13 protein-coding genes and 1 pseudogene are annotated in these 14101 nt (G+C 65.5%); 2 read left to right on the top strand and 12 right to left on the bottom strand.

Translation table 11 applies throughout. From position 1 onward, the window contains the following. Positions 1-83: 83 nt before the first annotated feature. Positions 84-821: pseudogene (locus QKW60_RS20155) on the top strand (GNAT family N-acetyltransferase); the annotation flags it as partial. 63 nt (positions 822-884) lie between these two features. Here QKW60_RS20155 and QKW60_RS20160 read toward each other — a convergent pair. From QKW60_RS20160 to hutI, 11 genes are all read right to left on the bottom strand, one after another. Beyond that, complete coding sequence (locus QKW60_RS20160) at positions 885-2141, bottom strand: aspartate kinase (protein ID WP_282371414.1); 1257 nt, start codon at positions 2139-2141, stop codon at positions 885-887. 85 nt (positions 2142-2226) lie between these two features. Beyond that, positions 2227-2601, bottom strand: coding sequence for a YybH family protein (locus tag QKW60_RS20165; protein ID WP_282371415.1), 375 nt, complete (start codon positions 2599-2601; stop codon positions 2227-2229). Positions 2602-2627: 26 nt separating this feature from the next. After that, positions 2628-3269 (bottom strand): SDR family oxidoreductase, encoded by a 642-nt coding sequence (locus QKW60_RS20170; protein ID WP_282371416.1) that lies wholly within the window; start codon positions 3267-3269, stop codon positions 2628-2630. A gap of 87 nt (positions 3270-3356) precedes the next feature. Continuing rightward, complete coding sequence (locus QKW60_RS20175) at positions 3357-3788, bottom strand: DUF1178 family protein (protein ID WP_282371417.1); 432 nt, start codon at positions 3786-3788, stop codon at positions 3357-3359. Positions 3789-3838: 50 nt separating this feature from the next. Beyond that, positions 3839-4315 (bottom strand): NUDIX hydrolase, encoded by a 477-nt coding sequence (locus tag QKW60_RS20180; RefSeq protein ID WP_282371418.1) that lies wholly within the window; start codon positions 4313-4315, stop codon positions 3839-3841. A gap of 114 nt (positions 4316-4429) precedes the next feature. Next, positions 4430-5401, bottom strand: coding sequence for a threonine dehydratase (locus tag QKW60_RS20185; RefSeq protein ID WP_282371419.1), 972 nt, complete (start codon positions 5399-5401; stop codon positions 4430-4432). 11 nt (positions 5402-5412) lie between these two features. Beyond that, positions 5413-6651 (bottom strand): 3-deoxy-D-manno-octulosonic acid transferase, encoded by a 1239-nt coding sequence (locus QKW60_RS20190; RefSeq protein WP_282371421.1) that lies wholly within the window; start codon positions 6649-6651, stop codon positions 5413-5415. A 217-nt stretch (positions 6652-6868) separates the two neighbouring features. Next, complete coding sequence (gene hutU / locus QKW60_RS20195; protein ID WP_282371423.1) at positions 6869-8557, bottom strand: urocanate hydratase; 1689 nt, start codon at positions 8555-8557, stop codon at positions 6869-6871. Positions 8558-8567: 10 nt separating this feature from the next. Beyond that, positions 8568-9371: an N-formylglutamate deformylase gene (gene hutG, locus QKW60_RS20200; protein ID WP_282371425.1), complete on the bottom strand. Its 804-nt coding sequence runs from the start codon at positions 9369-9371 to the stop codon at positions 8568-8570. After that, positions 9368-10906: a histidine ammonia-lyase gene (gene hutH / locus QKW60_RS20205; RefSeq protein ID WP_282371427.1), complete on the bottom strand. Its 1539-nt coding sequence runs from the start codon at positions 10904-10906 to the stop codon at positions 9368-9370. Before hutH ends, hutG begins: the two co-directional genes overlap by 4 nt. Beyond that, complete coding sequence (hutI, locus tag QKW60_RS20210) at positions 10887-12110, bottom strand: imidazolonepropionase (protein ID WP_282371428.1); 1224 nt, start codon at positions 12108-12110, stop codon at positions 10887-10889. Before hutI ends, hutH begins: the two co-directional genes overlap by 20 nt. 84 nt (positions 12111-12194) lie before the next feature. Here hutI and QKW60_RS20215 point away from each other — a divergent pair, with 84 nt between their 5' ends. Further along, positions 12195-13553, top strand: coding sequence for a formimidoylglutamate deiminase (locus tag QKW60_RS20215; RefSeq protein WP_282371429.1), 1359 nt, complete (start codon positions 12195-12197; stop codon positions 13551-13553). Here QKW60_RS20215 and QKW60_RS20220 read toward each other — a convergent pair. Further along, the gene (locus QKW60_RS20220) at positions 13550-14095 is read right to left on the bottom strand and encodes a HutD/Ves family protein (protein WP_282371431.1); all 546 of its coding nucleotides are present in this window, start codon (positions 14093-14095) and stop codon (positions 13550-13552) included. The genes QKW60_RS20215 and QKW60_RS20220 overlap by 4 nt on opposite strands. Positions 14096-14101 lie beyond the last annotated feature (6 nt).

Genomic DNA, 14101 nt, shown 5'->3' on the forward strand with positions numbered 1-14101 from the left:
TCCAGAGCCCCATCGCCTTCGAGCGAAAGGCCCGGGAAGTGAGCTAAACGCTCTCCACCAAAGCCGGGCAAGTCCAGGCTGACCCTGAGGTGACACGGAGCATTATGGCCAAGGCAACGACACCGGAGCAATGCCTGGAATGCGCGCGCCAGCGGATCGCCTGGCACAACTCGAACTGGAACACGCTTGGCTACGGCGTCTGGGCACTTCGTGCGAAGCTACCGGATGGTTTGTCGTCGGAACCGATCATAGGCTGGTGTGGCCTGACCTCTACATCGCACGGGTCGACGCCGGAAATCCTCTACGGCTTCGCGCGAAGCCATTGGGGTGGTGGACTGGCAACCGAGGCCGCACGCGCGACGATAGGCTGGGCCTTCGAACGCGCGATTTGTGACGGCATAGATGCGGTGATCTTCGGCCCTCTCAATCCGGGATCCTCCGCAGTCGTCGCCAAACTTGGCATGACGCGGACCGGCATGATGAAGTTCGAGGAGTTTCTACCCGACGAGCAACTTGGACGAGATGTTCTTGATTACGAAATCTGGCGGCTGGGAAATGGCGCCTGTCTGAGCTTTAGGTCGCTATTGTTCCAAGCACCATTCAAGGCCGGTCTTCTGGTGAGCGCCCGTGTTGCAGGCGAAGCCGCCACTCTGTCAGCCCTGCGGGATGCGGCACGCAGGCATCCTGATCGCGACGATACCGACGATGCCGAGATTGACCGCCTTGTTTCGGATGCGTTCGCGCGCGGTCTCAAGAACAGCGCGCTTGATGTTTTTCACATCTCCCGCTCGGACTGGAGCGAAGGACGAGGCAGACCGTAAGGGGTGCGGCTGAACACGAAATCCAGGCGTGTTCTCCGGGTAAAAGCAGGCATCAGGGCGACTTCAGGCTTTTTCCAGCTCAAACGCATCGTGGAGGGCCTGAACCGCAAGTTCCATGTACTTGCGGTCGATCAGCACCGAGACCTTGATCTCGGACGTGGCGATGACCTTGATGTTGATGTTCTCGGCGGCCAGCGCCTTGAACATCTTTGCAGCGATGCCCGACTGAGAGCGCATGCCAATGCCCACGACCGAAACCTTGGCGGTCTCGGTATCGACGACCAGATCATCGTAGTTGATCGACCCGGCAGCGCGGGCATCTTCCATCGCCTTCTTGGCGCGGGCGACCTGGTTCGTGGGGCAGGAGAAGGTCATGTCGGTCACCGCCATCGTGTGACCCTCATAGTTCTTTTCCGAGATGTTCTGGACGATCATGTCCACATTGATCCCGGCCTCGGCCAGCGGGCCGAAGATCGCGGCGGCGATGCCGGGGCGGTCCTCGACCGTCACCAGCGTGATCTTGGCTTCGTCGCGGCTATAGGCGACGCCAGAGACGGCTTTTGATTCCACGATTTCCTCCTCGTCGCAGACCAGGGTTCCGGAGTTTTCGTCGGTATCCTCGAACGAGGACAGGACCCGCAGGCGGACCTTGTAGCGCATCGCCAGTTCGACCGAGCGGGTCTGCAGGACCTTGGCACCCAGCGAGGCCAGTTCCAGCATTTCCTCGAATGCGATCTTCTCAAGCTTGCGGGCCTTCGAGGTGATGCGGGGATCGGTCGTATAGATCCCGTCCACATCGGTGTAGATGTCGCAGCGTTCCGCGTCAAAGGCCGCGGCGAAGGCGACGGCGGTGGTGTCCGAGCCACCCCGGCCGAGCGTGGTGATGCGGCCCTCTTCCGAGACGCCCTGAAAGCCCGCGACGACGGCAACCTTGAAGCCTTCGGCGAACTTGGCGTCGATATTCTCGCGCGGGATCGAAACGAAGCGGGCGGCCGAATGGGCCGAAGTCGTGTTGATCGGCACCTGCCAGCCCTGCCAGCTGCGGGCGGGCACGTCCATTTCCTGCAGGCGAAGCGCCATGAGACCGGCGGTCACGTTCTCACCGCTCGCCACTACGGCATCGTATTCGCGCGCGTCATAAAGGTGCGAGGTTTCCTCGACCCAGCCCACCAGCTCATTGGTCTTGCCGGACATGGCGGAGACGATGACGATCACGTCATAGCCACGCTCAACCTCGCGTTTGACCTTTTCGGCGGCATTGGCGATGCGGTCGAGATCGGCCACCGAGGTGCCGCCGAATTTCATCACGAGAAGCGGCATTCCGGCCCCCCTGTCGCGCCCGAGTCAAAGTCCGGCGCTTCTTATGCGGGCGGGGGGACGAGGGCAAGGGGCGATGGCGACCGCGCTACTCTTCGGCCAATGGCGGGTCGTCGGCCACGAGGCAGCAATGACTGATGCGCCAGCCATCGGCTTCGCGCCGAAGAATACTCAGCGATTTTCCGTCACCGGTCATGTCGCCTTCGGAATAAGTCACGAGGCACCAGCCGGTGTCACCCTCGCAGCCCGCCTCGATCACGGTCAGGGTCTTGCCGTTGCCGCCATCGCCGGTCCAGTCCCGGTGCAGCTCCTCGATGGCGGCCCGCCCCCGGGCCTCGGGCGCATAGGGCGAGAGAAGCCGGGCATCATCGGTGAAGCAGTCCGCGCAGCCCGCCGCGTCACCGGCGCGATAGGCCGATGCCATGCGGTCAAACAGGGCCTGCGCTTCGTCCTGAAATGCCATGCTTCACCGTCCTTTGCCCCAAGGTTTCAGAACGGGATAGCACGGCCTGCATAATCTTCAAAACAGCCGGTCGTGGCCGGGCTGAGCGCATCGAACCGGGCCATGAGGCCGCTGGCCGAGGTCTCCATGTCGATATCGGCGCCCGAACCGCCCATATCCGTGCGGACCCAGCCCGGATGGTAGATGCCGACGGCGATGCCGTCGGGTTTCAGGTCCACGGCCAGATTGCGGCCGAGATTGAGCGCCGCGGCCTTTGAGGCGCGGTAGATGTAGCTGCCGCCGGGCGCGCGGGTATCGGAGGCCATGATGGAAGAGAGGATGGCGATCCTGCCCTTTGCAATGCGCAGGTTCGGCAGCAATGCCTGCACGGTCAGGAACACCCCCGTGACATTGGCTGCGAAGGTGGCGGCCCACATGTCCGCAGGATAGCCCGAAGGCAGGGGCTGCCCCTTGTCGAGATAGACCCCGGCATTGCAGACGAGAAGGTCGAGCGGTGCGGGTCCGACCGCATCGGCCATCGCGCGCACGGAATCCGGATCGGTGACATCCAGCGGCAGGAGCCCGCCAGTCTTGCGTGCCGTGCCCGTGACCGCATCACCGCGCGCGCTGTAGGCATCGAAAAGCGCCCGTCCGATCCCCCGGTTCGCGCCGGTGATGAGAATACGCATGGTCGCCTCCACTTTCTGTCGGAAAATACTCTCGGGGGTGAGCCCCGGATTTTATCCGGGGCGAGGGGGCAGAAAGCCCCCTTACTGTCAGTTCGCCTTGCGCGCAGGCAGGAATGGCAGGGGGGCGACCGGGATGCCGTCCTCGATCAGGCTTTTCGCCTCTTCGATCTTCGCCTCGCCATAGATCGAGCGTTCGGGGGCATCACCTGCATGCATCGCGCGGGCCTCGGCGGCGAAGTTCAGGCCGACATAATCGGAATTCGCCTCGATCTGGCGGCGCATCTGGGCGACGGCCTCTTCCATCTTGTTGGCGGGTTTCGTGATCGTGGGCGCCTCGGGCTTCGCTGCCTTGCGCGCGGGCCGGACCGAGGGCGCCATCAGCGTCTTGGTCACCTTTCCCGATCCGCAGACCGCGCAGGCCACATGGCCGGCCGACTGGAGCCGGTCGAAGGCCTCGGCCGACTGGAACCAGCTTTCAAAGCCATGCCCATCGGCGCAGTTGAGCGTGTAGCGGATCATCGGGTCACCCTACGGAATCATCGCTCTATGTGGTCAGTTTACAGGAAAAATCAAGCTTTTCCGGGGCGCGGGCAGTTCAATTTCGTCGGATCGAAGCTGGCCAGAAGATCCTGCAATTCGGGTTCATCCACCCGGGCTGCCGCCTTTTTCGGCGAGAACCACTTGAGTTTTCGCTGGCCCTTTTCGGGGAAGTCGGAGACGAGCTTGGCGACTTCCATCGGAAAGACCGAGACGACGACCGGCTGCTTTGAGCCGTCATCCATCACTTTGTCATAGGTGAAAAGACCTGCGCAGTCGGGGCAGAGATAACCCTTGGCTCCAGCTTCCTCGAAGGCTTCGATTTCGGCCGCTTCGGCGTCGGTCTTGCCCTTCATCGGCCAGCCTTTGGGGATCACCCAGCGCCCGGTGTCGCGGCTGGTGATCAGAAGGATTCTGGCGCCTTCCTTTTTTGTCACCCTGTAGCAAAGGGCGGCGAACTGTGTCGCGGCCTTGCCCGAGGCATGGGTCTTGTCGTCGAGTTCTTTCATGGACTGCCCGGGGCCTGTTCGTTCCCCGGTCCCTTTGTCGAAACCTGCCATACATTCCCATTCTTTCGAGGGAACTGGGCCAAATTTAGCACGGAAAGTGGCGACATGCCAGTTTCAGGGCAAGGGGGTCTCGCCCGTGAGGATCGCGGCGAACTTGCCGCTGTCGATATTGCCGCCCGAAAGGATCAGGCCGACCCGTTTTCCGGCCATCCGGTCGCGTTCGGACATGAGCGCAGCGAGACCGGCCGCGCCGGCACCCTCGGCTACGTTGTGGGTGTCGGCGAAGTAGGAGCGGACGGCTTCGGCGATCCCGGTCTCGCTGACGGTGACAATGCGCGCCGCGCCGGGTCCGTAGATGGCAAGGGCCTCGGCCACGGGAACGCGCACCGCCATGCCATCGGCAAAGGTCGCGGCCGAGTTGGTGGCGACCGGGCGGCCCGCTTCGACGGAAAGCTTCGCGCCGGGGGCCGTCTCCGCCACGACGCCGATCGCTTCGAACGACAGCCCCAGCGCGTCACGTGCCGCGATCACACCGCAGATGCCCGAGCCACAGCCGATCGGTACGTAAACCGCATCGAGAGGCGGGGCGGCGCGGAAGAACTCCAAGCCATAGGTCGCGACACCGCGCACGAGTTCGCGGTGGAAGGGCGGCACGGGGAAGAGGCCCTCGGATGTCGCGACACGCATCGCTTCGTCCTTGGCCGCATCGAAATCCTCGCCATGCTCGCGCAGGTCGGCGCCAAAGGCCCGCATTGCCGCATTCTTCTCGACCGAGTTGCCGCGTGGCACATAGACTACCGCCCGCAGCCCGGCTCTTGTCGCGGCTCGCGCCTGTGCCTGCCCGTGATTGCCACGCGTCGCGGTGATGATGCCGGGGCAATCGGGATGGGCGCGTTTCAGCCAGTCTATGAAAGTGATCGCGCCGCGCGCCTTGAAAGCGCCGATGGGGCCGTGATTTTCGTGCTTCACCCAGACCTCGGCCCCGGTGCGGGCCGCAAGTTGCGGCCAGGCATATTGCGGGGTGGGCGCCATGTGGCGGTGGACAAGTTCCGCTGCGGCGTCGAGTTCGGGAAGGGTGAATTGCATGGTGACTCCGGTCAGCCCGCAAGGTCCGGCAGACCGATGGCGCGGGCGAGGTCGGTGTAGAAAGGATCAAGGCTGGCGTCCGCCGCAAGCCCGGCCAGAGCGCCGGTCGCGCGATGGGCAAGATCCGCCTGCCTGTCAGGAGCGGTGAGGCTCAGGATGGCCGCGGTCAGGTCCTCCGCCGTCTTCACCTCCACCGACCCGCCTGCCTGTCGCAGAGCGTCATAGGCCGGGGCGGAGTTTGCGGTGTGGGGACCGTGCAGGATCGCCGAGCCATGGGCGGCGGGTTCAAAGGGCGTGTGGCCGCCATGATCGACGAGTGAACCGCCGACAAGTGTCATGCCGGCCGCGGCGTACCAGCGGTCCATTTCGCCCATCGTGTCAGCGTGGTAGATGACCGTCACGGGTGTCGGCGCGTCACCCCGCGAACGGGTCGCGTGAGAGAGGCCGGACGCGGCGATCAGGCGCTCTACCTGATCCCGGCGGCGGGGATGGCGGGGGGCGAGGATGAGGCGCAGGTCAGGGCGTTCGGCATGGGCTTTGGCGAACGCCGTAAGAACGACTTCTTCCTCGCCCTCATGGGTCGAGGCAGCCAGGAGGGTCGTCGCGCGGGGGAAGGGCAGGCCCGCCTCAGCGTTTGCGGCTTTTGCGGCGGATTTCAGATTGGCGACGGGGCCGATGCGGTCGGACCGAAGACCAAGTGCGCGGAACCTTGCCTCGGAGGCCGCGTCCTGGGCCGAGAGGAAGTGGATGCTCTGCATGACCTGCCTGGCGAGGCCGGGCACGCGCCCCCAGTTCCGCGCGCTGCCGGCCGACATCCTGGCGCCAATGACGAAGACCGGTATGCCGCGCGCTGCGCAGGCGGTCAGCCGCTCGGGCCAGAGCTCGTTCTCGACGACGATCAGCGCAGCGGGGCGCATGGTGTCAAGGAAGCGGTGGACGGGGCCGGGCATGTCGACCGGCGCGAGGATCGCGTCGTGCCCCCAGTTCTGGGCCAGCGCCCGGGCGGTATCGCTGTTGGTGGTGATCAGAAGGCGCAGCTCCGGCGCGCGGGCCTTTAGCGTCTCGATTACTGTGCGCGCCGAAGTCAGTTCGCCATTCGAGGCGGCATGCAACCAGAGGAGCGGTCCAGCCCCGTCGCGCGCGGCCAGTCGCCCCATCCGTTCGGCATATGCAGTCCACCGGGCCGAGATGGCCAGCCGGAGCGCATAGGCGGAGAGCAGGATCCGGGCGAGGAGGCGGTAGAAAAACACGAGAGTGCCGGGTCAGTTGCGGTTGGCAGCGACCAGACCAGAAGGGGCGTGCTGAAGCAAGGGGGGCGGGTCCCGGCGGTTTAACGGGTGGACCGCATGTCCGGGCTCCTTCCTTTAGGGCTGTGGGTTCGGGCTTCGCCCCGGCTTGCGCCGGGGCGATCCGCCGGGGGCTTTGCCCCCGGACCCCCAGAGTATTTTCGGACAGAAAGTGAAGGGATCAGGTTCCGAGGATCGTCGGGAGTTTGAGCCCGTGTTCCCTCGCGCAGTCCTTTGCAATGTCATAGCCCGCGTCGGCATGGCGCCAGACGCCGGAAGCGGGGTCGTTCCAGAGAACGCGTTCGAGGCGTTTGGCGGCTTCGGGTGTTCCGTCGGCGACGATGACGACGCCTGAATGCTGGCTGAACCCCATGCCGACGCCGCCACCGTGATGGAGGCTGACCCAGGTGGCGCCCGAGGCGGTGTTGACGAGGGCGTTCAGGAGCGGCCAGTCGGAGACGGCGTCGGAGCCGTCCTTCATGGCCTCGGTCTCGCGGTTGGGGCTGGCGACGGAGCCGCTGTCGAGGTGGTCGCGGCCGATGACGATCGGGGCCTTGAGTTCACCACTTGCGACCATCTCGTTGAACATCAGCCCGGCGCGGTGCCGGTCGCCGAGGCCGATCCAGCAGATGCGGGCGGGGAGACCCTGAAAGGCGATGCGTTCGGCCGCCATGTCGAGCCAGCGGTGGAGGTGATGGTTCTCGGGGAAGAGTTTCTTCATCGCGGCATCGGTTTTCGCGATGTCCTCCGGGTCACCGGAAAGCGCCACCCAGCGGAAGGGGCCGATGCCCTTGCAGAAAAGGGGGCGGATATAGGCGGGGACGAAGCCGGGGAAGGCGAAGGCGTTGTGGAGTCCTTCTTCTTTGGCGACTTGCCGGATGTTGTTGCCATAGTCGACCGTGGGCACGCCTACCTCGTGGAATTCGACCATCGCGGCCACGTGTTTCTTCATCGACGCGCGGGCTTCGCGTTCGACGCGCTTCGGATCACTTTCCTGCGCCGCGCGCCATTCGGCGACGGTCCAGCCCAAGGGCAGATAGCCGTGGACCGGATCATGGGCCGAGGTCTGGTCGGTGACGATATCAGGACGCGGACCGCCTGCCTTCATGCGGGCGGCGAGTTCGGGAACGATATCGGCGGCGTTGCCGAGAAGGCCAACCGACTTCGCCTCGCCCGCCTTTGTCCATTTGTCGATCAGCGCGAGGGCCTCGTCGAGGGTGCGCGCCTTTTCGTCGAGGTACTTTGTGCGCAGTCGGAAATCGATCCGGGTTTCGTCGCATTCCACGGCGAGGCAGGAGGCGCCGGCGAAGACGGCGGCCAGCGGCTGGGCTCCGCCCATACCGCCGAGGCCTGCGGTGAGGATCCACTTGCCCTTCAGGTCGCCGCCATAGTGCTGGCGTCCGGCTTCGGCGAAGGTCTCATAAGTGCCCTGAACGATGCCCTGCGTGCCGATATAGATCCACGATCCGGCCGTCATCTGGCCGTACATCATCAAGCCCTTGCGATCGAGCTCGTTGAAATGTTCCCAGGTGGCCCAATGCGGCACAAGGTTGGAATTGGCGATGAGCACGCGGGGGGCATCGGCATGGGTCTTCACGACTGCGACGGGGCGGCCGGACTGGACCAGCAGGGTCTCATCCGCCTCAAGCTCTTTCAGGCTCGCGACGATGCGGTCGAAATCGCCCCATGACCGCGCGGCGCGGCCGATGCCGCCATAGACGACAAGCTCATGCGGGTTCTCGGCTACGTCCGGATGCAGGTTGTTCATCAGCATCCGGAGGGGGGCCTCCGTCAGCCAGCTCTTGGCGTTCAGCTCGGTGCCGGTGGGCGGGAAGATGTCGCGGGTGTTCTTGCGGTCGAGGTCGAGCATGTGGCCTCCTTCAGGTCAGCGCGTCGGAGCGGGCGAGGTGGTCGAGGTTTTTCAGGATCTTTGCGAGGACCGTGCGAGTGGGCGCGGCCGTGGCGGGGTCATAGGCCCATGGCGCGGCCTCAGTCGCCAGGTAGGCGCGCTGGGCGAGTTCCATCTGGATCGCGTGGATGCCGGTTTCGGGCTTGCCGTAGTGGCGTGTGGTCCAGCCACCCTTGAAGCGGCCATTGACAACGGCGTCCATGCCGTGAGCGTTCAGGCAGGGATCGGCGGTCAGGCATTGGACGCGGGCGGCGCAGGTCTGGCCGTCATTGGTGCCGATGGAGAAGACCGGGAGCGTGCCGTCGAAGAGGAAGGGGATGTTGGACCGGATCGAGTGGCAGTCGTAGAGGATCGCCACGCCGTGGCGGGCCTTCACCCGTTCGATCTCATCGGCCAATGCCGTGTGATAGGGCAGGTGGAAGGTGTCGCGGCGGGCGAGGATTTCGTCTTCGCCGGGTTCCTGCCCGTCCTCCCAGATCGGATTGCCGTCGAAATCGGTCACGGGGCAGAGGCCCGTCGTGTTCTGGCCGGGATAGAGAGAGAGGCCCGCCGGGTCGCGGTTGGCGTCGATGGCGTAGCGGTGGACATTGGAGCGGACCACTGTCGCACCGTCGAGGAGTCCATCATAGAGCCGTGTGATGTGCCAGTCGGTGTCGGCGAGCTTGCGGCCGTTGTCGTTCAGACGCGCGGTCAAAGAGTCGGGGAGCCAAGTCCCGCCATGGGGCTGGCCGAGGATGACAGGGCTGTCTCCCGTCGTGACGTCGAAGGTGTTCATGCCGCGACCCCGGGCAGGGTCATCGCAGTGGCTTCAGCGATTTCACCCGTGGCGATGAGGCGGGCGGCGGCTTCCAGATCGGGGGCGAGATAGCGGTCCTCGGCCAGCGGCGCGATCTCGGACCGCAGGCGGGAAAGGACGTTCTGGAGGGGTGCCGAGGTTTTCAGCGGCGCGCGGAATTCGATGCCCTGCGCGGCGCAAAGCAGTTCGACGCCCAGGATGCGGTTAAGGTTGTCGACCATGCGGCCAAGGCGGCGGGCGCCGTGGGCGGCCATGCTGACATGGTCCTCCTGATTGGCGCTGGTGGGCGTCGAATCCGTCACAGTCGGATGGGCGAGGTGCTTGTTCTCGCTCATAAGCGCGGCCGTCGTGACCTCGGCGATCATGTAGCCCGAATTCAGGCCGGGATCCGGGGTCAGGAACGGCGGCAGGTCATGGGACAGCGTCGGGTCGACCATCAGCGCGATGCGGCGTTGGGCGATGGCACCGATCTCGGCCAGCGCGAGCGCGATCATGTCGGCGGCGAAGCCCACGGGTTCGGCGTGGAAGTTGCCGCCCGAGACGATGAGGCCGGCCTCGGTCAGCACAAGGGGGTTGTCGGTGGCGGCATTGGCCTCCACCTCCAGCGTGCGGGCGGCCTGCCGCATGACGTCCATCGCGGCGCCCGTCACCTGCGGCTGGCAGCGGATGCAGTAGGGGTCCTGCACGCGCGTGTCGCCTTCGCGGTGGCTTTCGCGGATTTCCGAACCGTCGAGAAGCGCGCGGAGGAAAGCTGCGGATTCAATCTGGCCTGCATGGCCGCGGAGCGTATGGATCTCCTGTTGCAGCGGGGCGGTGGAGCCCATGATGGCGTCGGTCGAAAGTGCGGAGGTGACAAGTGCCGCCTGTGCTGCGCGCCAGCCGTCGAAGAGGCCCGCAAGTGCGAAGGCCGTGGAGAACTGGGTGCCGTTGATCAGCGCCAACCCCTCCTTTGGGCCAAGCACGACCGGCGTGAGGCCCGCGCGGGCAAGGGCCTCGGCGCCGGGCAGGGTTTCGCCGCCGAATTCCGCCTCGCCCGCGCCGATCATCACGGCGGTCATATGGGCGAGGGGCGCGAGGTCGCCGGAGGCGCCGACGGAGCCTTGCGCGGGGATGATCGGGGTGACACCCTTTTCCAGCATCCCTTCGATCAGTTCGATCACCTCCCACCGCACGCCGGATGCACCGCGCCCGAGTGAAAGGAGTTTCAGCGCCATCATCAGACGCGCATGGGCGCGTGGGATCGGCGCGCCGACACCGCAGCAATGGCTGAGGATCAGGTTGCGTTGCAGCGTCGCGGTGTCCTTCGGCGCGACCCGCACCGAGGCGAGTTTGCCGAAGCCTGTGTTGACGCCGTAAACGGGCACGTCCCCGGCGGCGGCCTTGGCGATTGCGGCGGCGGCGCGTTCCACGGCGGGTTTGGCCGCGCGGTCGAGCTTTGCGGAAAGCCCTTCGGTATAAAGCCGGGCAAGGTCGTCCAGCGTGACGGCGCCGGGCTTAAGCGAGAGGGATGTCAATCCAGCCTCCGATGATGCGCTGGTGCAGCGGGTTGAAGCCGAAGCGATAGCTGAGTTCGGCCGGGTGTTCGGCATTCCAGACGGCGAAATCGGCGCGGTGTTCAGGGGCGATCATGCCACGGTCGGTGAGTCCGAGGGTGCGCGCGGCGTTGCGCGTGGTGCCGGCCAGTGCTTCTTCCGGTGTCATACGGAAAAGCGTGCAGGCCATGTTCATCGCCAGAAGCAGCGAGTTCATCGGCGAGGAGCCGGGATTGAGGTCAGTCGCCACCGCCATCGGCACGCCGTACTTGCGGAAGAGGTCGATGGGCGGGACTTGCGTTTCGCGGATCGCGTAAAAGGCGCCGGGCAGGATCGTGGCGACGCTGCCGGCCCTGGCCATGGCCTGAACGCCGGGTTCGTCGAGATATTCCAGGTGATCCACCGACAGCGCACCGTAAGAGGCCGCCATCGCCGCACCGCCGAGATTGGAGAGTTGTTCGGCGTGGAGTTTAACGGGCAAGCCGAGCACCTTCGCGACGTCGAAGACACGGGCGATCTGGGCAGGGGTAAAGGCGATACCTTCGGAAAAGCCGTCAACCGCGTCGACCAGCCCTTCTTCATGCGCGGCCTTCAGCGCCGGGATGCAGACATCATCGAGGTAGTCATCGGCGCGGTCCTTGAACTCGGCTGGCACAGCATGGGCGCCGAGAAAGGTCGTATGAACCTCAACGGGTCGCAGCGCGGCCAGACGGCGCGCGGCGCGGAGCATCTTAAGCTCGGTGTCGATGTCGAGCCCGTAGCCGGACTTGATCTCCACCGTGGACACACCCTCGGCAATCAGCGTGTCAATCCGGGGCAGGGCGGCGGCGATCAGGTCTTCCTCGCTTGCCTCGCGTGTGGCGCGGACGGTGGAGATGATGCCGCCTCCGGCCTTCGCGACCTCTTCATAGCTCGCGCCGTTCAGCCGCATCTCGAACTCACCCGCACGGTTGCCGCCGTGGACGAGATGGGTGTGGCAGTCGATCAGCGCAGGGGTCACCAGCCGCCCGCCAAGGTCATGGCGCGGGTAGTGCGCGACGGCGGCGGGAATGTCGGTCTCCGGTCCCGTCCAGAGGATGCCGTCAGGGGTGACCGCGATGGCGGCCTCCTTGATCAGACCATAGGGCGCGTCACCCGCCATCGTCGCGGCGTGGCAGTTCACGAATAGTGCGTTCGGCTGGCGCATCTTGTCCTTCGGGGAAGAATTCGGTTGCTTCGATGCTTTGTACGGGAGTATGAGTTTTATGTCTAGACATAATGGAGCCCAGAAATGATTTTCGCGACGCGTGCGCTGCTGCCGGAGGGCTGGGCCGGAAATGTGCGGCTGGAGATCGTAGAGGGGCGCATTGCCTCGCTCGCGACCGGCGCGCCGCCCGAGGCCGGTGACACCCGCGTCGATACGCTGCTGCCCGCGCTGTCGAACCTCCATTCCCACAGCTTTCAGCGGGCAATGGCCGGGATGACAGAATACCGCGCGGCGGGGCGGGAAAGTTTCTGGACCTGGCGGGAACTGATGTACCGCTTCCTCAACCGACTGACGCCCGAACAGGTGGAGGCTATCGCGGCGATGGTGTTCCTGGAGATGCAGGAGGCGGGCTATGCGGCGGTGGGTGAGTTCCATTATGTCCACCACCAGCCGGGTGGCGCGCCCTATGATAACATCGCCGAACTCAGCACCCGCATCTTCGCGGCGGCAGAGGAGACGGGGATCGGGCTTACCCATCTGCCGGTGCTCTATACCTATGGCGGGGCAGGTGAGAGGCCGCTTGCGGGCGGGCAGCTCAGATTCGGCAATGATGTGGAGCGGTTCGGTTCACTGGTCACGGCGGCACGCGGTGCGGCAAAGGCGCTGCCTGAGGATACGCGCGTCGGCATCGCCCCGCATTCGCTGCGCGCCACGTCACCCGGCGATCTGGCAGCCGTCATGCCGCTGGCGGCGGGGGGACCCATTCATATCCATGTCGCCGAGCAGCCACAGGAAGTGGCCGATATTTCGGACTGGCTCGGGGCGCGGCCGGTGGAATGGCTTATGGCCAATGCGCCCCTTGGCCCGGACTGGTGCGCGATCCATGCGACCCATATGACGGCGGAGGAAACCGAGGGTCTCGCGCGGTCCGGCACGGTGGCGGGGCTTTGCCCGATCACCGAGGCCAATCTTGGCGACGGTCCGTTCAACGGGCCGGGCTGGCTGGCGGCGGGCGGGGCCTTTGGGGTCGGCTCGGATTCAAACGTCCGCATCTCGCTGGTCGAGGAGTTGCGGACATTGGAGTATTCCCAGCGGCTCAGGGACGTGCAGCGCAATGTGCTGGTGACGGGTCCGGGTTCGGTCGGTACCGCGCTTTATACCGGCGCGGCGGCGGGCGGTGCCCGGGCGCTGGGACGTGACGCCGGGGCGATTGCAACGGGGCATCTGGCCGATCTTGTCGCCATCGACAGCACCCACCCGGCGCTATGCGCGCTGAACGGGGCGCAGCTTCTCGACGGTCTGGTCTTTGCCGCGCCGGACGGGCTTGTCACCGACCTCTGGTCGGCGGGGCGGCATGCCGTCCAGGGCGGTCGGCATATCGCGCGGGATCGCGTGGTCCCGGCGTATCGCCGTGCGGTCGAGGAGTTGGTAGCAGGGCTTTAGTCGGAGGCCGCTTGAAGCGAGATGTAAAGACCGGTCGCGCCGGGCTCCGCTTTCGGCGCAGGCGATCCCGGGTCCAGCAACACGACTGCGCCCGGGCCAATCTCATCGTCTGGCAGACGGAACCGGCCGGAGAGACAAAAGAGGGCAGCGGTTTTACCTTCCTGCAGAGGGTGCGCGGCGTCCACCAGCCGCACCGCACCGTCGATCAGCGCCGGGTCGTAGATGAGGTTCAGATCGCGCACTTTGCCGCCGATCAGCCGGGCATGGACCGGCAGGCTGCCGGGAAACAGCACCGGGTCAAGCGGATGGGCGGCAATCGGCCCGCCGGGCGTTTCGAGAATCAGGCCCGCGCCTTCGATCACCGTGAGGATGCGGGCAAGGCCGGGGAAGGCGGAGAACGGCCCGTCAGAGGCGACCTCGGCCAGCGACAAACGCCAGTGCAGGTGGCCGTCGAATTCCACCCGCGCGATCTCAAACGTGACACCGCCGCCATTCTTCCAGGGCTGGCGGTGGAACTCTTCCGGCCGGATCACGATATGCACGATCTT

It is taken from the genome of Albidovulum aestuarii (assembly GCF_029961185.1).
GTDB classification, from domain to species: Bacteria; Pseudomonadota; Alphaproteobacteria; order Rhodobacterales; family Rhodobacteraceae; genus Albidovulum; species Albidovulum aestuarii.